We start from the raw sequence: 20,043 nt of genomic DNA on the forward strand, positions 1-20,043 counted from the left end.
GTAGAAACTACTGACACTAAGTGTTTGCGTCAAACATCAATACTATGAATTACTAAGTAACTCACTTATTGACATTAAGCACCTTTCTTACCACGGCCGTGACGCTTACGCTCACTTTCAGTCAAGTAGCGTTTACGAATACGTACCGCTTTTGGCGTTACTTCGACTAGCTCATCGTCTTGAATAAATTCAAGCGCTTGCTCAAGAGTGAATTTCACTGCTGGCGTCAACGTCAATGCTTCGTCAGTACCACTAGCACGTACGTTGGTTAACTGTTTAGCAGTCGTTGGGTTAACAGTCATATCATCGTTACGAGAGTTAAGACCAACAATCATACCTTCATAAACTTCAAGCTGTGGCTCAGCAAACAACTTACCACGTTTCTGTAGGTTAAATAGAGCAAAACCTAGGCAAGTACCATTTGCCATAGAAACCAATACGCCGTTAGAACGACCACCAACATCACCGATCTTCTGTGGACCGTAATGTGAGAAGCTCGAGGTCATGATACCACTACCTGAAGTCAGGGTTAGGAACTCAGAACGGAAACCGATCAAGCCACGCGCTGGTATGGTCGCCTCGATACGCATACGGCCTTTACCATCTAGCTCCATGTTAGTCATCTCGCCTTTGCGTAGACCAACTTGCTCCATGATAGAACCTTGATGCTCTTCTTCGATATCGAAGACAACGTTTTCATACGGCTCTTGTAGCTTACCATCAACTTCTTTAACGATAACTTCTGGACCAGAAACACCTAGCTCAAAACCTTCACGACGCATGTTTTCGATAAGTACTGATAAATGAAGCTCACCACGGCCTGATACTTTGAATTTATCAGGAGACTCAGTGTCTTCTACACGCAATGCTACGTTATGAATCAATTCACGCTCAAGACGCTCACGAATGTTACGTGAAGTCACAAACTTACCTTCACGACCAGCAAATGGTGAATTATTTACTTGGAAGTTCATAGATACTGTAGGTTGATCTACCGTTAGTGCTGGTAGTGCTTCAACGTTGTTAGGATCACAAATAGTATCAGAGATGTTTAGCGCATCGATACCTGTGATACAAACGATATCACCGGCTTGTGCATCTTCAACGTCAATACGATCAAGACCATGGTAACCCATGATTTTTAGGATACGGCCGTTACGTGTCTTGCCATGCTTATCAATAACAGTCACTGGCGTGTTAAGTTTAACTTTACCACGTTGAATACGACCAATACCGATTACACCAACAAAGCTGTTGTAGTCAAGGCTTGAGATTTGCATACGGAACGGAGCGTCAGCATCAACCTGTGGAGGCTGAACAACGTCAACGATAGTTTTGAACAATGGCGTCATATCATCAGCTAAATCATCTGCTTCTAGACCTGCAATACCGTTCAATGCTGAAGCATAAACAACTGGGAAATCAAGCTGCTCATCATTTGCACCTAGGTTGTCAAACAAATCAAAGATTTGATCCATTACCCAATCAGGACGTGAGCCAGGACGATCGATTTTGTTAATAACAACGATCGGCTTTAGACCTTGTTCGAATGCTTTTTGCGTCACAAAACGAGTCTGAGGCATTGGGCCATCAACAGCGTCAACAACCAAAAGTACGCAGTCAACCATAGACATTACACGCTCAACTTCACCACCGAAATCGGCGTGACCTGGGGTATCTACAATGTTGATACGGTATTCAGTTTCTGAAGTTTTATCTGTCCAGCGGATAGCTGTGTTTTTAGCCAAAATGGTAATACCACGTTCTTGCTCAATATCACCTGAGTCCATTGCACGCTCAGCAATGTTTGCACGGTCGCCAAAAGTACCAGACTGATGTAATAACTTATCAACCAAAGTTGTCTTACCGTGGTCAACGTGGGCAATAATTGCAATGTTACGCAGGTGTTTGATATCGTTCGCCATATAAAATGCTCGTTTCGTCTTAAAAAAATGCAGTAGCAGTAAGCGCTGCTGAATAAACTTTCATCATCAATCAGATAGATATTGAATCTAAGATGATGCAAAAAAGAATGCTATCAAATAAAAAAGTTCAATACAATCAAATATCTATACTGACGAATTCATCATACAGATTGCTATGCTAATGTACATGCTGTTAATTTACAGAATGTTTGGGTGGCTAGTATAACATTATTGATTCATAAATTTATGTAATAACTCACTTTTCTCAATACATAAATAAAAAAAAGCCACCCATTGGGTGGCTTTTTTTGTAACTGTATATTTTACTATACGGTTATTTTGCTAATACTTACTGAACAACCATATCTTTAGTTTGTTCAACAGTCATTGTTTTGTCACCAGTGATGATGGCATAAACACGACGGTTCATAGCACGACCTTCTTCAGTGTCGTTTGAAGCGATTGGGTTGTTGTAACCATAGCCTACAGTTGATAGACGGTTTGGAGCGATACCGAATTCGTTAGTTAGCATAGATTTAACAGCAACGGCACGAGCTTCAGATAGACGTTGGTTATAACGTGCTGAAGGACCAGTCTTAGAAGCATGACCTTCTACACGAGCGGTAGAGTTAGGATACTCACGCATCTTCTCTGCTACTTTAGCGATTTCTGGCTTGTACTGGTTTTTGATAGCTGACTTGTCGTTATCAAAGAATACACGTAGTTCCATTTTCAGTTCGTCAGTAATGTCTACTGGTACTGGGCAACCGCGCTCATCAACTACAACGTTCATTGGAGTGCCTGGGCATGCATCGATGCTATCAGGTACGCCATCACCGTCAGAATCAAGATCAGCTTCAACAACAACTACTGGAGTGTTGTCAACTACTGGCTCTTGCATAGGTGGTACTGCTACTGTAGGTGCTAAATGGCCACCTAGTACTACTTCTAGACCGGCCAAAGCCATGCCTTCCCACCAGTTGTTGTCAAAGTTATGGATCGCACGAGCTTCACCACGTAGACTTAGCGCGTCATTGATGCGATACATAGCACCTAGACCTAGGTTACCGATAGTGTCTTTAGAGTTTGATACTTCAGTACCAGCAGCAACTACTTCACCGTTAGAGTTAGTATACTGTTCTTGGTTTTCTACTTTGATTTTAGACTGACCAGCACCTACTAGTACGTATGGCTTAAGTGCGCTATCAGTGTAACCAGTGAATTCTTCAGTACCGATCAAGAAGTTACCAGAAATCATTTCTTGTTCGATATCAAAGCGGTTAACGCCTGCATCAGCTGAATCTTCAGAAGCTTCACCGTTTGCATCAGATACGCCATATTCTACTTGGAACTGAGTAGAAGGAGTAAGTTCGATACCTAAAGCTGCACCAGTGTATAGGCTGCTTTCTTTGGCTACGCCACCATTGCTGTTACCACGGCTACCATCACCGATAACATCGCCGTTAGCGTTTTCATACAAGTTTTTACCAGTAGTAAGAACTTCACGCTGTTTGTCAGAGGTATCACTGAATTCTTCAGTCATGTGATAACCAAGTAACAATGGGCTAATAGTAACACCAGCATTAGCTGCCATCGGTGCAGCCGCTACAGCAACAAGGGCTAGAGCTATTTTGTTCAATTTCATGGACTTCCTCCAAAGGATAATTTTAGTGATGCATTAAGCAAAACCGATTCTCAAGACGTACTAAGATAGACATCTCTTACGCATTTTAAGTTACAAAGCAAAACCAATTAAGGAGTAGCTTAGCGATTATTAATTCAGTTTACAACTTTTTTCGTTAACGAGCTACACATTATTACACGATAATGTTGTAACTAAAACACAATAAACAGTCTAAGTTACCCAGAACTAACACACCTTACGCTTCTTATCTTTTACACATTAGTTTGCGATAGATGAATAGTCTATTAATAGCTATTTTCTTGAAGCATTTTATTACAATTAGAATTTTTTCTCTATTGCTAATATCGTTCTTTCACTAATTGAAACATTTTTTGACAGTTGCTATATATTACATATATATTGTAAAAAACCAATATTCTTCTGAAAATCAATTAATTAGCAATTGTATCTGTCTTATATACAGTTAAGTTAGAAAAAATTTAAAGAATTTGGACAATTGGTGTACTCGAAGGATAGTCAACACAAGGATGTGTTAAACGTTGTTCTCTACTTGGATAACTAACAGCTATAGGATGTAGCGCCTTATGAACTTATTTTATAAGATACTGGACTATTATAAGAGAATAGTCATTTTTACCTTTTGTTTACCTATTTGCAGAAAAGGCAGGTATGGAATTGATAATTTCTTAACTATTGCATCTAGGTTATTCAATAAACTATTGAAGTTAGTCAGTTATAGGAAATCATCCTTTCAGAACAATAATATTCTCAGTGCTAAGCAATCAAACGGCTTTACTCTCGTTGAGCTAACTGTGACGACAATGGTATTGGGAATTATTGCAGCCATTGCGGCGCCAAGCATCTTAACGCACTTAACACAAATGGAAGCCCAACGTGTCAAGCATCAACTAGAGAATATCTTATCCTTAGCGAAGGCCGAAAGTTATATAAGTCGGCAGGATGTCTTGGTTTGTTTATCGAATGATGCACAGCAGTGCCATCGGAACAGTGATAAAACGCTTCTGCTATTCGTAGATAAAAATAACAATAAGCATTTCGATCCTCAGGTAGATACCTTATTAACTCAGCAATCCTTAAACCTAAGATATAGTACAGTGAAATTAAGAGTTGGCGGTAGGCGTCACTATACTAAATTTTGGGGTGATAGCGGCAGACCGCGAGGACACTTCGGCCATATAAAATACTGTCCTACCTCTTCTTATAACAAGTCAATGTACCAAATCTCTTTTAACCAATCCGGTATCGTCAAACACAAACTTAATGTAGACCACCCTACGAAATGTAATGGGTAATAGATGCCATATATGTAAACTTATTTATACATGGCCTCTTTCATCATTGTCACAGCGCTTTCTAACCCTACAAACACCGCATCTGCAATAAGTGCATGACCGATATTTAATTCATATATACCATTAATTTTTGCAATGGCATTCACATTGTCACACGTTAAGCCATGACCTGCGTTAATAAGCAATTTATCGTCTAGGCTCTGTGCTGTAGCTACTGCATGTTCGATTCTTTTAAGTTCAGCCAACTGTGCGTCAGTATCATTCGCTAAGCCAGCTTCGGCATAAGCACCAGTGTGCAATTCTATCGCGTCTGCACCACACTCTATCGCGGCTGCAATCTGCTTGTCATCAGGATCAATGAATAAGGAAACCTTAATATTAGAATCTTGTAGCTTATGAACATACTCTCTTAAAGACATAATTTGCCCTGCAACATCAAGACCACCTTCTGTCGTTAACTCTGCCCGCTTTTCAGGTACTAGACATACCCAAAAAGGTTTAACTTCGCAGGCAATTGCAAGCATCTCATCAGTTGCGGCCATCTCTAGATTCATTCTCGTCGACAACTGCCCTGCCATTTCATAAACATCTGCATCTTGTATATGACGACGATCTTCACGTAAATGTATAGTGATACCATCTGCCCCTGCCTTTTCGCACAATAATGCAGCAGCCAAAGGACTTGGATAACTCACACCACGCGCTTGACGCAATGTTGCCACGTGATCAATATTCACGCCTAACAAAGGTTTTTTTGAATTGTTTTCAGATGAGGTAGATACACAGTTACTCATAAAAAATCCTTTGGACAATTAAGCCTAACTTATATAGTTGATACTACGATGATATTTGAGAATGCAGTTATTGATAACGCTGCTGTTGCTGCCATAACAGACGGCTTTGTAGCGGCTGATAGTCAAGCAAATGATCAATAAGATGTCGATGTAGTTTTGACCAATGGTTCAATGTTTGCTCAGTAATACCTAAACGTGCCATTTCTATGATATCCGCACCCTTAAAAACAGTCTGTCCAGACTTACTGGCTAAATGCTCAGAATCTTCATTATGTACCAATACAGGAAGCAAACCTACATCAGGCAAAAAGCGGTAAGTACAATCAGACTCGATGGGGTCTTCAACGTTGTCATGCGTTAACGTTAAAGTGAATCCTAACTCGGTAAATAGATACTGCTCAAACTGACGTAGACAGAGACGAAGCTCGCTATTACTTAGAGGTTGTTTGAGTTGTTGTAGACTGATTTGATAATGCTGCCACAATACTGGCATTGGGTCTTCAGTAGGTAACAGCCGCCATAGAATCTCGTTTATATATAGTGCGGCATACTGATGTTGACCGCTGATATTGGCGTAAGGTACGGCCTCTAAGACAGCAGATGTACTATCTTTTTGAACACCGTCTTTTTGAACGCTATCAGCTTGAGTTGTCTCTTGCGAAGCAATATTAATTTGACTAAAGGTTTTTAGGTCGCGTTTGCCAGTAGCAAAAAGCTGTAAAGGCATAAATAGCGGCGCGCCTTTTTTCCCAACACCATGTATCACACCATGTTGTTGAGAAAAAAGATAATACAAAGCGCGTTTTTCCTGATAAGGACGCTGATGCAACAAATACCCGACGAGCGCTTCATTACGCATTTTTTATTACCTAAATAGCTAAAAGGCAGGCAGTATTTTTGAAGCGTTCGTTTTTAACCGCTATCAATAGCCCAAACTGGTCAACGCACGTTCGTCATCAGACCAACCACGTTTCACTTTGACCCACAGCGTTAACATGATTTTTTTACCGAATAACTGCTCCATATCTTTACGAGCATCCATACCAACTTGTTTGATACGCTGACCTTTGTCACCGATAACGATGGCTTTTTGACCACCACGTTCAACATAGATAGTCGCATCGATGAAAGTACAAGCTTTGCGTGGACGCCCTGTTTTTGGATCAGTATGTGCAGGTTCGTCTTTAAACTCATCAATCTGTACCGTTAAATCATAGGGTACTTCATCGCCTGCACTACGCATGATTTTTTCGCGAATAATTTCACTGGCCAAAAATCGCTCAGAGCGATCTGTGATTTGTTCTGTATCGTAAATAGGCGCAGCGACTGGTAAATGCGAAGCAATCACTTCTTGCAAACGATCTAAGTTTTGATTTTTTAGTGCAGATACAGGAACGATATCAGCAAAATCGAAACTATCGTTGAAAGTTTCGATAAGTGGTAGCACGCTGCCTTTATCTTTTAAAGTATCTGACTTATTGATAACCAATACGACTGTTAGATTGGTCTCACCGAGCTTTTGCAAGGTCAATAAATCATCGTCACGCCATTGATCTGAATCAACAACAAACAGTACTAAATCTACATCTACTAACGCCGATACCGCCGCTTTATTCATACGTTCGTTAATAGCACGTACTTCGTTACGGTGAATACCTGGTGTATCAACAAACACCGCTTGCATTTCATGGTTTGACAAAATGCCATGAATACGATGACGGGTAGTTTGCGGTTTACGTGAGGTGATAGACAGCTTTTGACCCAATAAGTGATTCATCAAAGTTGATTTGCCCACATTTGGACGTCCAACAATAGCGACATAACCTGCTCTAAAATCATCAGCCATACGGGCATTGCCACTTGGTGCAAAAAATTCTTCAATAGCCATATCATTGTCTAATGCGACATCTTCTGCATCAGTAGCATGAATCTCTTCAGTAACTTCGGTATTGTTTTGGCTTAAATCAATATCTGTATTTTCACCCAAATTTTGGGTGCTGTCTTCATTGTTTGATGGCAAATCAGTATGATTGCTCATAAGTTAATCCTATAGGGTTTGTGACTAGCCGAACAGTCTTTGATGGTAAATTTATTTAGTCACCATTAAAAAAGGGCTAGAGACATTTAAAGTTTCAAAATAAATAATATGTGAGGTAGTTTTAATGCATGTTTGCCAAGTTATAAACCAATCTAAACCGATACTATGCATCTAAAAATGCGTTTATGGATATCGGCTATACACGTTTTTTGGCAGATCCTGGCAATTTATGTAATTGGTTAATCATAAGCTCTGCTGCTTTCTGTTCAGCGATACGGCGGCTCTCGCCAGATTCAGTAATATCAGGGCAATTATTGATATTAACATGGCAACGTACAACGAAAATTTGATGCGGTGCATTACCACGCGTTTCCATGAGTTCGTAGTTGGGCAAGTCAAACTGCTTAGATTGTAGCCACTCTTGTAACCGACTCTTAGCATCCTTCAGCGCTTTTTGGTCATTGACATTATCAATCAGATCACCATACCAAGAGAGAACACATTTGCGAGTAATATCCATATCTTGGCTGTCTAAATAGATAGCACCAATTAGAGACTCTACGGCATCGGCCAGTATAGACGCACGATTGCGACCGCCACCTTTGCGCTCACCTACTCCTAATATGAGATGGTTAGACAGCTCTAGATTTTGAGCGATAATTACCAACGATTCTTGACGCACCAATGTCGCACGCATACGTGTTAAGCGCCCTTCGTTTTGACTAGGATAACGATGATATAAAGCTTCACCCACAATCATCCCTAAAAGTGCATCCCCTAGAAACTCTAGGCGCTCATAGTTTTTTTTGCTATCAAATGAGCGATGTGTTAGCGCAAGTTTAGGAAGGCTCAAGTCATTGAACTCGTAGCCTAACTTACGCGTTAATACTGCTAACCGCTGAATAAATTCTGAGCTAACAACAAGCGTGTCAACAGACGTACTATTTTTTTGGGAAGTAGGAACCGCTTGGGAGTGGTGCGAAGTTGGTTTCATGCGTGGTTTGTGGTTATCCCTTCTGCTTGACAGATTTAGTTTAATAATATTATTTGATATATTTTATAAAATAATGAAAATGCTATGTTGTACTATGATGGCTTACTCTGCTGTTGCCATCTCGATGTTACCTTCGAAACGGTTCACAATGTCGACATTGCTAAAAAAGTTATTAGTTACTGCATATTCTTTATAGATAGCCAATTGACCTGTTTTTTTATCGGTAAAGGTAAACACATCTTCTGCCTTGGTATCATAGTCAGCATTGATAGATAACTGTTTGTTGACACGTTCAACAAACTGTTTGGCTGTCTCTTTATTATTATTGGCTTCTTTTAGCTGTGCACTTAATACCTTGGTCAATTGATAGTCACCAATCTGAGCCGGTACGATAGCCACTGTCAACTTAGTCGCAATACCCAAAAGCATAATAATGAGAACAATGTTTGTCACACTGGCGCCGCGCTGCATAGCCAAACCAGATAATTGCTGCATTATGATATCCTTCTAAAGATAAACGACTATTTCGAATAAGTGTATAAATAATAAATAGCTATTTATTAGATAGCAATGATATTAGCATAAAACTATTATTAACCAATCAACCTCTAGACAATCTCATAATCTTAATTGATAGTACCATTACGCTCAAAGGTCGGTAGGTTAAGACCAGGTGGTTTATGCATCCAAATATAGACCGCCTTACCTGCTAGGTTTTCATCCGGAACGAAGCCCCAAAATCTACCATCTGCACTGCGATCTCGGTTATCACCCATCACAAAATACTGACCTTCTGGTACGTCAATGCGCCACTCAGTACCTTCTGATTCCACCACTTCTGGTGATTGTTGTTGCAAAAATGGCGCATACTGTGAACTGTTCATGCCATCTAAATAGCGTACGAGGTGCTTATTGTCACCTTGTACTTCTTCAAAGTATTGTGCAGCATCTTCTTCTTGCTGACCCATTGCAGAAGCACTCTCTTCGGTCAGCACTTGACCTGGACCAACCTGGCCTGGTAAGTATAGCTGTGAAGTCAACTCAGCATTTGCCGCGAAATCTACAGACTTAGTCTCAACAGGTACATCATTGATAGATAACGTGCCTTGACTGTAGCTTACGGTGTCACCAGGCAAACCGATAACGCGCTTAATATAATAAATGCTCGGGTTTTCAGGATAGCGAAACACTGCCACATCACCATGCTCAGGTTCACCAGTATCTAACATCTTATTGTAGGTTAACGGCAGGCGCACGCCATATGCATACTTATTGACAGCAATAAAGTCACCCGTATATAGCGTCGGCACCATAGACGACGATGGGATATTAAATGGCTCAATTAAAAATGAGCGTACTATCAATACCACTGCTAACACAGGGAAAAAGTCATAAGCCCAGCGAACTAGTAAGCCTTCCTGACCTCGACCACGAGTTTTGCGCTGTTTGAGCGCTAGCTTATCTAACAGCCAAACAATTCCTAGGACTATAGTTAACGGCACTAAAATTAAATTAAAATCAAAATCCATACCAAATTGCCTATTAACGAGCGGCTTATCTAACACCTTTACGATAAGACTCACTACATTTGACTGTTATCTACAATGACTATCTTAGGTTACGTTTAGCGGTTAGCTATCGACTTGCAACACAGCTAAGAAGGCTTCTTGCGGAATTTCTACATTACCTACTTGCTTCATACGTTTTTTACCTGCTTTCTGTTTAGACAGTAGCTTTTTCTTACGTGACACATCGCCACCATAGCATTTTGCTAATACGTCTTTACGCATGGCTTTTACCGTACTACGACCAATGATTTGGCTACCGATAGCGGCTTGAATGGCAACATCAAACATTTGACGTGGAATCAACTCTTTCATCTTCGTAACCAGTGCATTACCACGATAACGTGATTGGGTTTCGTGCACGATCATCGCTAAGGCATCAACTTTATCGCCATTGATTAGTACATCAACTCTCACCAACTTATCGGCTTGATAACGTTCAAAGTTATAGTCTAGCGATGCAAAACCACGTGAGACTGACTTTAGGCGATCAAAGAAATCCATGACCACTTCGCCCATTGGGATATCAAATATCAGCTGTACTTGTCGACCCATAAAACGCATATCAACCTGAACGCCACGACGCTCAATACATAGCGTCATTACATTGCCTAAGAATTCTTGCGGTACTAAAATCTGACAGCGGGCAATTGGCTCACGGAACTCTTCAATATTGTTTGGCTCAGGTAGATGTGATGGATTATCTACATATATTACATCACCGTTCTTTTTCTCAATTTCGTAAATAACTGAGGGCGCTGTAGTAATCAAATCCAGATCATATTCACGCTCTAGACGCTCTTGGATAATCTCCATGTGCAGCATACCCAAGAAGCCACAGCGAAAACCAAAGCCAAGCGCATCTGAAGTATCTGGCTCAAAAAACAGTGACGCATCGTTGATTTGCAATTTTTGCAAAGCTTCACGGAATTTTTCGAAATCACTCGAATCCACTGGGAACATACCAGAATAGACTTGTGGCGTGACTTGTTTAAAACCTGGGATACGATCCACATCAGGGGTTTTAGCATGAGTGATAGTATCGCCTACTGGCGCTCCGGCAATATCCTTAATACCCGCAATAACAAAGCCGACTTCCCCTGCTTCTAAAACACCCGTATCTACAGGCTTAGGCGTAAAGACACCAATCGAGCCAACCAGATGTGCCTCTTGAGTCGATTTGATATATAACTTGTCACCTTTACGTATAGTACCTTCACGCACCCGTACCAATGAGACCACACCCAAATAATTATCGAACCAAGAGTCAATAATTAGTGCTTGCAGTGGTGCTTCACGATCACCAGTTGGTGCCGGAATAAACTCTACTAGCGCTTCTAGCAGCTTATCAACACCCAGACCAGATTTGGCTGATACTCGCGGTGCATCAACGGCATCGATACCGATAATATCTTCAATTTCTTGAATGACGCGCTCAGGCTCAACTTGCGGCAAATCAATCTTATTTAACACCGCCATGACTTCTAAGCCTTGATCAACGGCTGTATAGCAATTGGCCACTGACTGCGCTTCTACGCCTTGAGCGGCATCAACAACCAATAGCGCACCTTCACAAGCTGCTAATGAACGCGACACTTCATATGAAAAATCGACGTGACCAGGGGTATCAATAAAGTTAAGCTGATAGCGCTCACCATTTGGATGATCATAAAACAGTGTTACTGACTGTGCTTTGATAGTGATACCGCGCTCACGCTCAATATCCATTGAGTCGAGCACCTGCGCCTGCATCTCGCGATCTTGCAAGGCACCGCACATTTGAATAAAACGATCGGCAAGGGTCGACTTACCATGATCAATGTGGGCAATGATTGAAAAGTTACGAATATTGGCTAATGCAGTCACAAAGCGCCTACTAAATTAAGGGTGATAGAATAATAAAACTAAAAAATAGATACTGTCAGATGCAATTGATAAGGTGCGTGTACTTCTTTGAAGGTTAACCGTTATAACAAGCCGATTGGGCTAATACTACCGTCTAAAATCCATAGCCAAGCACATTAACTCTTATGCGTAGACATAAAAGAGTATTCTAGCAGTTTTCCACTGCAAAGTAAGGCGATTTTGTTAGAAGAGATGTGACTTGCAGATGAAATAACCAGCTAAAAAAGGATAATGCAACAATCGTTACACTTGTTGAACTTCGTTTCTTTATATAGATACCATTATAGTTACTATGACTTATTAGAAAGAAAAACAAATAAATGACTAGGGTAAATTGGTTTTAGACATATCTACGTCTGTCGTTTCGCTGCCAGTTTGGCACAAATACTTATACATCCATGGCGATCTGCCATAAAAAGCACCATTTATTTGAGTTTGCTCTATCAGGTACTCACGAAATCTCAAATAAAATTCATTATCTGGGCCCTTAGGCTGCTGCCAAAAATCATCAAGCGGCTTTTGATCTGTTAGCTTAGGAATATCATAAATTGCACGACCCATAACCTTAGTAGGTTTTTTATGATAAACCGACTGCAAGCCTGTCGTACTGTTAATAGTCACCATGCCAATACTGTATTTCATCAAAGTTGGCAGGTGCATATCACAACCATAGAAAACACGATGCGACACTTGATAGCGCTCAGCTAGACTAGCTACCAGCTCCCGATAGTCTCTATGACCACGATCTAATGGATGATGCTTAAACACGAGTAACTGTTTTTGCTTAGCAAAATTTGCAAAGCTTGCGATAGACTCGTCAATGAACTGTACCACATCACGATAATCACTATGATGGGTAATCTGTGAGTCATTATGTACTTGCAAGCTGATCAAAAAATAATTATTACTTTCTTGCTTGGTCAGTTTATTTTGCAGGTGTTTATCTGGCAAATATCCTCGTAGCTTCCGCCACGGTGCTTTCAACCAAGCAATTGCTTCTTGCCAGGCGGTCATACCACGATAATGTGAATAATGTGGGTAACGGCTTTTATAAAGCCAAGCAATAATATAATAGACGATAGCTGCGATACTTAAGCGATAAAATCGATTATGTGTATATAAAGGCTGATCATTGGCTTTCTTAAGTGCTTTAATCTCAGCAGTGTTTAGACGTGAATAGCCATTAATCCCATGCTCTTGCAAGGTAATGTAATCAGGACGCAAGTACCCCTCTTCAAAGACAAAGAATGAAATACCCAGCTTCTCACTAACACACGCTGCTTGAGTATGATGCGGTCGACAATCGCCAAAGCATACAATCGCATCAATGGCATTTTCTTTAATGAACGCCTGCAACCAAGAGGAAAATTGCGCTAATGTATTGGTATATTCGTAAGTATTGTCGTGATAATAAAAAAAGGCATCGCCTGCATTAAAATTGATTTTGCTTACTTTAATGTCTTGAGTTTGCAAGAATGAAGAAAATCGATTAAAAAACCCACCCATTTTTCCTTGTAGTAGCAAGACATGTCGATGAGTAAGCAAGTGAGACATCGAAGCTGCCATAATACAGGGCTACCATTAAATGAGAAAATAAAGGATAAAAATAAGAAAGGTCGTGCAACCGTGTGAAAACACATAGCGTAAAAGTGATTATACCGAAAAAGCATCTATTTGTCGCAATGCAATTATACGGTGCTCGTCTGATAAATTAACGAGACATTTTACGCAATTTCTGTTGCCATCGATGACGTTGCTGCATAAAACGCATAGTCGTGTGACGTTTGAACTTTGTAGATAAAGACGAGGCCACAGTCTTAGCTGAACTATTCAAAGTACTAGTCATTTCAGATTGCGATTTTTCACTATTCTCAAGCAGATGCGCGTCTTTAAGAGGATACAAATAATCAATTACCTGCTCTACTTGTGCTAATCCATAGCCATCAGGTAGACGATACAGTGGGTAGCATATAAGTGCGCCATATATTAGCTGCTCAAGAGACAAAGACATGTCTCGTTGACGTCTTTTTAGGTAAGTCGCTTTTGGTAACGACTGCTCGTCAATATCTGTAGTTAACCCCCAACCTGCATAAAACGGTAATCCATAGCAGGTGACGTCCAATCCACGCAGCAACGCTTCAAAACCAGTCAATGAGCTGATCGTATGAACCTCATCCACCCATTCTAAGCAATCAGGCATTGCAGTATCGTAGGCAACCGCTTGAACTTGTCGTAGATGAGCTTCTGATACTTTGCCTGCTCGCAGTCCTGCTTCAACATCAGGATGCGGCTTATAAATCAAATAAGCGTCTGGGTTATCTTGTCGTATACGTTCAATCAGACCACTGTTTGTCTTTATTGTAGAGCCGCAGTACTGTACTGACAAATCGTCCTCTACCTGACCGATAATAAGAACACGTCGTCTCCCAGATATTTTGGCATCCTGCATCCACGAATTATTTTGGATACTAGCAACATCTATACCAGCCCCAACATTGTATTTACTTACTCGCTGATTCAGCAGTTTTTCTTGCAGTCTTTCTACGCGAAGACGCTGTTCAGAACTTAATGGCTGAAAATTTTGCAGCAATGTTTCTAAGTCTGAAGGCTGGGTCGCATCGTAATAAATACCTTGTTTATCTATGACAACAGACAGTGGCGCCAGTAAAGTAGCACCTAAACCATTTGATCGGATAAACCCATCTTCCATACAATAAATAGCTGGCATATCCGAGTTTTGTTCAGCAAGTTTACTCTGTAGCTTCTTCTGTACTTGCTGACGTTTGGCCAAACCCCATACCAGTAAAGGCTGGCTGAAATTGACACGGAAATGGTCTGGATGTAGAAGATTTTTTAGACGCGGTTTTGGTTTAACGAATAATGTCGTACGCGGTAGGTCTGTAAAGGCTTTGACAAATGGCAGCTTCCAACGACTAAATTCATATATTGTCAAATCGCCTTCAAGACGTGCTTGCCACCGCCGATTGGTCACCAACCACTCAATGGCTGTATCGATATCACAAGCTTGTTTCGTTGCTGGATCTACATAAAGACTGTAATCAATATAAGCACTATAAAATAATGTTTCTAATGACGTTTCAAGCGTCTTATGTGATGTTGCAAGAAACAATGCTGAGTTCGAAAAAATTTTATTGTTGATGAGTATCTCAGCTGATTCTAAACGACGTTTCTGAACTGATCTAAGTAGGTTTTTAGGTGCGTTAGTATCATCGGTCAGCCCCCAGCCACTATACCAGCTGACTCCAAAGCAATGTACTCTTTTACCTAGCATTAATGCTTCAAAGCCCATATGTGAGCTGACTGTATAGACATCACTTACTTGTTTAAGCAGTTCAATAGGATTGAGAGATTCAGTCAACAGCCTAACGTTTTTAGGCAGTTTTAAGTTGGATAAATAGCCTAATTTTGACGCAGGATGAGCTTTTATCCAAATATGGGCGTTAGGATGATTACGACATGCAGATTTTAGCATCTTCTTAAATTGACGTTTATTCGCACCAGCGCCTTTAACAGAGGCATCACCCGCTACTTGGTCAATCAACAGGATATGTGATTGTGCAGCATTTTCCTTTTCGTTGATATTTCCTTCATTAATCAATTTATCCAACGACGGACAATCAACCATTGAATTATATTTACTCAGTTTTTCTTCGCATATACGTGCCATCAGATGACGAGCACGTGCCTCGCCTACTGCGCGATCATTGCTAGTACTCTTGGTACGCTCAACAATCAGCTGCTCAAGGCGCGAGTGATGCGTCATATCAAAGTAGATGCCAATGTCATCGACAATCACGCTCAAACCATGGCGACTACTAATACCTGAATCCAATGAACGCAAAAATCCATCTTCAATACTTAAGGCATTCACGTCCTGACGAGTGGCAGCTTTATCAGCTCGTTGAAAGCTTTTCTTATGCCCCCATCCAATAAATGCCTCAGGTTGTAGTTTTTTCTTGTGATTTACTAGGCTTTGCTGCAAACCTGACCATGGATACCAGCGCTGGATATCAGCTTGCAACACTTGCGAGAGTAGCAAGTTATTGCGGCACATACCTTTACCAACTACTGCCAGTTGCTTTGGTGATTGGTACTGTGACGATGGTGAAAGTAGCGCATGATCAGAGGTAGACATAGTAGATACCTTGACTTCATTCGCTACTTTTTTTGCCATATCTTTAATACCTTTACTTGTTAATTTTGGTTAAATCTATTCAACAGTCATCGTTAAGTCATGACTGTCTAACTGTTATAGATCTAGAACAACCTTGGCAGCAATTGCTAACTGATAAACAATCTGTGATAGACCGCGAGCAATCTCCACACGCTTAGTTTTAACTTTCGGTAATACCATAATCTCGTCACCTTGTTGGATACGATACGCAGTATTGACCACTTGACTCGCCCCATTTTGATGAATAATTAAGATATCTTTTGTATCAGCGTTATCAGAGAAACCACCAGAGTTAGCCACATAATCGCCAACGGTATAGTCAGGATTAAAGGTAAGTGCCCCTTGTGCTCGTACTTGACCATTGACTGTAATGACTGACGTTTGTGCTGGTATCTCAATGATATCGCCTTGTTGCAGAATAATATCCTGCCACGAATTTGGCACAACGACGATTTGACCATCCGTCTGAACATTACGAGCTTTGGCGACGAACTGTTTGACTAATGCTGCATCATCTTGACGCAACGCAGCTTCTTCACGAGTCGTCGACTGAGTGGCAAGCGTTAGCTCTTCTAGACGATCGAGCGACTCGTTAATCATGCGTTTTTGTTGCTCAGCAACAGATTCACGATAGATGGTTAGATGTGTCAATTTTGCCAGTGGACTTGGCTGTAATTGTGGCACGATATCTTTTAGACGCGCGCCATATGGTACAACCATTGCGCCATTACCAGTATGTGCACCTTTTACCTGCACAGCGATGGTACCTGCGTAACGATCTGACGTTACTACCATTTGGTCGCCGTTATAGACAGGAACGTTTTGGGCTTCACTTAATGAGTAGTACTCTGCCGTCTGTGCACGTCCTGCACTGCGAGTGATACTAACATTAGTAGCATTGGCTGCCGGATTAGACACTTGCAACACATCACCAATAGTCAAATCATTCACATCAAACTCAAAGGTATATTCGTTTTGAACTTGACCGCTTACCACAAACGTCTTTTTCTGCGGTGCCACGGTGATGACATCACCATCACGGAATGAAAATGCCTGTAATTTACCTGCTAGCAAAAAGTCATATAAATTGACTTGCTGTAGCATTTGACCGTTACGCTTAATTTGAATGTCGATATAACTACCGCGCGTTGGGTCAACGCCGCCTGCTCTATCTAAGTAAGACAATACAGAGTCTGCTGCTAGCCCACCGTAATAGCCTGGTTGTTTAACAAAACCTGTGACGAATACTTTAACGGGTTGCGCCTGCTCTAATGAAGCATACACCCCTACGTTCGAGCGGTAAATACGACTGACGGCACTTTTTACCACATTCTGTAAGCTACCATTTTGCACACCAGAGACGCGAACTGGTCCAACGTTCGGTAAGAAAATATTACCCTGTGGATCGACTGTCATGGTAGCAGCATATTGGTAAGCGCCCCACATTCTTACTTGGACGTTATCACCAGGGTTAATCACATAACTGTCATTAAAGGTCGAACCTGAAGTCGTCGAAAATGCTCCACGGAACAATTGCTCACCGAACATCATATCTTGAGTTTTAATATCTTGATAAGGACGCGTAGTATTGATAACTGATTGGCTTGGTAAGCTCGCTGCATTGACCGCTTCTTGGGTCGTTGCTTGCCCTGGAACTGCCCCAGAAAATGCTTGGGTAGACACGTTAATATTGCTCTGGTTCTGAGATTGACTCATGTTATTGTTGCTTGTACCAAAGCCCGAACCTGATATTTGATCTGCATAACTGCTTGCAGCTGTTGCAGACATACTAGTCGCCGCCATTGCCAAGCTTGTCGCTATCACGATAGAACGTGGTTTCATATTCATGAGTTATATTCCTTTCCTGATCTATCGATCATTACTGATATCTGGTTTTTCAAGATTAGCTACGGTGATCACGGACAACTGCCATTACCAAACGTACAAATCCGTAGAGCATTAAGAGCAATGCAAGCGATGTCCAAATAAGATACGCTTGGCGCGGATATGTTGCATCTTCAGCTTCATAGGGTGTTGAGATCACAATCAAGTTTTTCATTTTCTTAAATGCTTCTAGTCTTGATTTCTCAAGCGATGACAACGACAGTTTATACAACTCGGTAGCAAAATCCACATCTGCCTTGATGGTCTCAAACTGTACCGCTTGACGGTTTAATTTGGTTGTATTTGGTGATGTCAATTTAGTTTGTTCTTGAGTGATTTGCTCTTCAACAGCCTTTATCTGGCTTCTTAGTGAAACCACTTGCGGCGCATCTGGATTTAGATAACTGAGTAACTGACGCTCTTCGGTACGCAACGAGCTTAATTGCGCTTGCAAGCTGCCAATTAACTGATTGACAATTTGTGCATTGGCTTGTGGGTCATAGATTTCGTTTTCATTCTGATAATTTAATAGCTGCTCTTTGGCATCGTTTAAACGCTCTTCTGATTCATCTAACTGAGTTTCTGCAAACGCCAATTGATCACGAGCCACTTCTTGTGAAATACGGTTCACAAAACGCTCAGACTCTCCTAAGATAGCTTTGTTCAGCTCAAAAGCATACTTTGAGTCAAAGCCTTCTGTTGATACCGAAAGTACATAGCTCTGCTCGTCAAGATCAATGTGAACCCGTTTTTTGAAGTACTCAAGCAAATCTTCTTGGGTTGCATCAGGATCGATTTCATAAATAGGGTCTGAACCATCAACATAGTAAGCGTCTCGGAACTTAAACTTATTATCGAGTCGCTTCACCATATCATTCGACAAAATATACTCTGTCAAATAGGTTGCGTCTTCTTTACTGGTACTATTAACGCCCAATAGAGCTGATATACCACCACCAGATGGTACGCTCGAATCACTAACTTGCTTCACTACCACGTCAGCAGTCGAAACGAAACGCGGGTGCGCCAGTGTCATTACATAGTATATAACGAGCAACCAAGGAAGGATGACCAAGCCAATAAACAGCGAGAAGTTAATTATCTTACTTTTTTGCTTTGTGGATATGCTTTTCATAAACCTCAATCGCTTCTGTTGTATCGTCAAACACGTGTGCTGTTTGATCCATTAGTACAATACCAATATCGCAGTTTCGTTTGATATCACCAATATTGTGCGACACTATTAAAAATCCTGCTTGTGCGCGGCGGGCCGCTAAAATCTCTTCACTACGCTTACGGAATGCTGCATCACCAACAGCACCCGCTTCATCGAGCATATAGTAATCAAAATCAAAGGCCAAGCTTAAACCGAACGTTAAGCGTGCTCTCATTCCCGATGAATAGCTTTTAACTGGCATATCAAAGTAATTACCAATGTCAGCAAACTCTTCGACAAAACGAATTTTTTCATCAATATAAGGGCCGCTTGAATATAAGCGGCAAACAAATCGGACATTTTGACGACCTGTTAAGCTACCCTGAAAACCACCTGCCACCCCAACTGGCCAAGAAATAGTCGAGTTGGTAATAATCTCTCCATGATCTGGCTTATCTAGTCCACATATAATGCGTAACAGTGTTGATTTCCCAGCACCATTACGACCAAGCAAGCCCACACTTTTTTTATCACCAATAGTCAGATTCAAATCTTTGAATAGATAATGCCGACCTTGTTTGGTCATAAATGATTTAGAGACGTTCCTAATTTCAATCATTCATTTACCT

The 20,043-nt window shown here is 41.0% G+C and carries 15 protein-coding genes; 1 reads left to right on the top strand and 14 read right to left on the bottom strand.

Annotated features, from left to right (window positions below):
• Positions 1 to 74: 74 nt before the first annotated feature.
• Positions 75 to 1,925: a translational GTPase TypA gene (gene typA / locus ACQKC9_RS06285; RefSeq protein WP_057758402.1), complete on the bottom strand. Its 1,851-nt coding sequence runs from the start codon at positions 1,923 to 1,925 to the stop codon at positions 75 to 77.
• A 349-nt stretch (positions 1,926 to 2,274) separates the two neighbouring features.
• A complete protein-coding gene (locus ACQKC9_RS06290) occupies positions 2,275 to 3,570 on the bottom strand; it encodes an OmpA family protein (protein ID WP_296209691.1) in 1,296 nt (431 codons plus the stop codon).
• 584 nt (positions 3,571 to 4,154) lie between these two features.
• Here ACQKC9_RS06290 and ACQKC9_RS06295 point away from each other — a divergent pair.
• Complete coding sequence (locus ACQKC9_RS06295; RefSeq protein WP_427621006.1) at positions 4,155 to 4,883, top strand: pilus assembly FimT family protein; 729 nt, start codon at positions 4,155 to 4,157, stop codon at positions 4,881 to 4,883.
• A 20-nt stretch (positions 4,884 to 4,903) separates the two neighbouring features.
• Here the strand turns inward: ACQKC9_RS06295 and ACQKC9_RS06300 are convergent, their stop codons facing one another.
• From ACQKC9_RS06300 to ACQKC9_RS06355, 12 genes are all read right to left on the bottom strand, one after another.
• Entirely contained in the window at positions 4,904 to 5,677 is a 774-nt protein-coding gene (locus tag ACQKC9_RS06300) for a pyridoxine 5'-phosphate synthase (RefSeq protein WP_427621008.1), read from the bottom strand.
• Positions 5,678 to 5,744: 67 nt separating this feature from the next.
• On the bottom strand, positions 5,745 to 6,536 hold the full coding sequence (recO, locus tag ACQKC9_RS06305) for a DNA repair protein RecO (RefSeq protein WP_427621009.1): 792 nt from the start codon (positions 6,534 to 6,536) through the stop codon (positions 5,745 to 5,747).
• 63 nt (positions 6,537 to 6,599) lie between these two features.
• Entirely contained in the window at positions 6,600 to 7,565 is a 966-nt protein-coding gene (gene era / locus ACQKC9_RS06310; RefSeq protein ID WP_057762330.1) for a GTPase Era, read from the bottom strand.
• 346 nt (positions 7,566 to 7,911) lie between these two features.
• Positions 7,912 to 8,709, bottom strand: a complete 798-nt coding sequence (gene rnc, locus ACQKC9_RS06315; RefSeq protein ID WP_057758394.1) for a ribonuclease III — start codon at positions 8,707 to 8,709, stop codon at positions 7,912 to 7,914.
• Between the two features lie 102 nt (positions 8,710 to 8,811).
• Positions 8,812 to 9,204: a DUF4845 domain-containing protein gene (locus ACQKC9_RS06320; protein ID WP_238069189.1), complete on the bottom strand. Its 393-nt coding sequence runs from the start codon at positions 9,202 to 9,204 to the stop codon at positions 8,812 to 8,814.
• Between the two features lie 131 nt (positions 9,205 to 9,335).
• The gene (lepB, locus tag ACQKC9_RS06325; RefSeq protein WP_427621010.1) at positions 9,336 to 10,238 is read right to left on the bottom strand and encodes a signal peptidase I; all 903 of its coding nucleotides are present in this window, start codon (positions 10,236 to 10,238) and stop codon (positions 9,336 to 9,338) included.
• A gap of 102 nt (positions 10,239 to 10,340) precedes the next feature.
• Positions 10,341 to 12,140: a translation elongation factor 4 gene (gene lepA / locus ACQKC9_RS06330; protein WP_101204270.1), complete on the bottom strand. Its 1,800-nt coding sequence runs from the start codon at positions 12,138 to 12,140 to the stop codon at positions 10,341 to 10,343.
• A 363-nt stretch (positions 12,141 to 12,503) separates the two neighbouring features.
• Positions 12,504 to 13,745, bottom strand: coding sequence for a capsule biosynthesis protein (locus ACQKC9_RS06335; protein ID WP_427621012.1), 1,242 nt, complete (start codon positions 13,743 to 13,745; stop codon positions 12,504 to 12,506).
• Positions 13,746 to 13,890: 145 nt separating this feature from the next.
• Complete coding sequence (locus tag ACQKC9_RS06340; RefSeq protein ID WP_427621014.1) at positions 13,891 to 16,335, bottom strand: capsular polysaccharide biosynthesis protein; 2,445 nt, start codon at positions 16,333 to 16,335, stop codon at positions 13,891 to 13,893.
• 114 nt (positions 16,336 to 16,449) lie between these two features.
• Complete coding sequence (locus ACQKC9_RS06345; protein ID WP_427621016.1) at positions 16,450 to 18,222, bottom strand: polysaccharide biosynthesis/export family protein; 1,773 nt, start codon at positions 18,220 to 18,222, stop codon at positions 16,450 to 16,452.
• Positions 18,223 to 18,277: 55 nt separating this feature from the next.
• Positions 18,278 to 19,393, bottom strand: a complete 1,116-nt coding sequence (locus ACQKC9_RS06350; RefSeq protein ID WP_134292613.1) for a capsule biosynthesis protein — start codon at positions 19,391 to 19,393, stop codon at positions 18,278 to 18,280.
• On the bottom strand, positions 19,362 to 20,033 hold the full coding sequence (locus tag ACQKC9_RS06355) for an ABC transporter ATP-binding protein (RefSeq protein ID WP_134292612.1): 672 nt from the start codon (positions 20,031 to 20,033) through the stop codon (positions 19,362 to 19,364). The genes ACQKC9_RS06350 and ACQKC9_RS06355 overlap by 32 nt, the downstream gene beginning before the upstream one ends.
• Between the last annotated feature and the right edge of the window lie 10 nt (positions 20,034 to 20,043).

The sequence above is a fragment of the Psychrobacter sp. NPDC078409 genome (assembly GCF_050268505.1).
GTDB lineage: Bacteria > Pseudomonadota > Gammaproteobacteria > Pseudomonadales > Moraxellaceae > Psychrobacter.

Excerpts from the sequence above, each read along its gene's own strand:
- typA (WP_057758402.1), bottom strand. The coding sequence starts at position 1,925 with ATGGCGAACGATATCAAACACCTGCGTAACATTGCAATTATTGCCCAC.
- ACQKC9_RS06290 (WP_296209691.1), bottom strand. The coding sequence starts at position 3,570 with ATGAAATTGAACAAAATAGCTCTAGCCCTTGTTGCTGTAGCGGCTGCA.
- ACQKC9_RS06295 (WP_427621006.1), top strand. The coding sequence starts at position 4,155 with ATGAACTTATTTTATAAGATACTGGACTATTATAAGAGAATAGTCATT.
- ACQKC9_RS06300 (WP_427621008.1), bottom strand. The coding sequence starts at position 5,677 with ATGAGTAACTGTGTATCTACCTCATCTGAAAACAATTCAAAAAAACCT.
- recO (WP_427621009.1), bottom strand. The coding sequence starts at position 6,536 with ATGCGTAATGAAGCGCTCGTCGGGTATTTGTTGCATCAGCGTCCTTAT.
- era (WP_057762330.1), bottom strand. The coding sequence starts at position 7,565 with ATGGCTATTGAAGAATTTTTTGCACCAAGTGGCAATGCCCGTATGGCT.
- rnc (WP_057758394.1), bottom strand. The coding sequence starts at position 8,709 with ATGAAACCAACTTCGCACCACTCCCAAGCGGTTCCTACTTCCCAAAAA.
- ACQKC9_RS06320 (WP_238069189.1), bottom strand. The coding sequence starts at position 9,204 with ATGCAGCAATTATCTGGTTTGGCTATGCAGCGCGGCGCCAGTGTGACA.
- lepB (WP_427621010.1), bottom strand. The coding sequence starts at position 10,238 with ATGGATTTTGATTTTAATTTAATTTTAGTGCCGTTAACTATAGTCCTA.
- ACQKC9_RS06335 (WP_427621012.1), bottom strand. The coding sequence starts at position 13,745 with ATGGCAGCTTCGATGTCTCACTTGCTTACTCATCGACATGTCTTGCTA.
- ACQKC9_RS06340 (WP_427621014.1), bottom strand. The coding sequence starts at position 16,335 with ATGTCTACCTCTGATCATGCGCTACTTTCACCATCGTCACAGTACCAA.
- ACQKC9_RS06345 (WP_427621016.1), bottom strand. The coding sequence starts at position 18,222 with ATGAATATGAAACCACGTTCTATCGTGATAGCGACAAGCTTGGCAATG.
- ACQKC9_RS06350 (WP_134292613.1), bottom strand. The coding sequence starts at position 19,393 with ATGAAAAGCATATCCACAAAGCAAAAAAGTAAGATAATTAACTTCTCG.
- ACQKC9_RS06355 (WP_134292612.1), bottom strand. The coding sequence starts at position 20,033 with ATGATTGAAATTAGGAACGTCTCTAAATCATTTATGACCAAACAAGGT.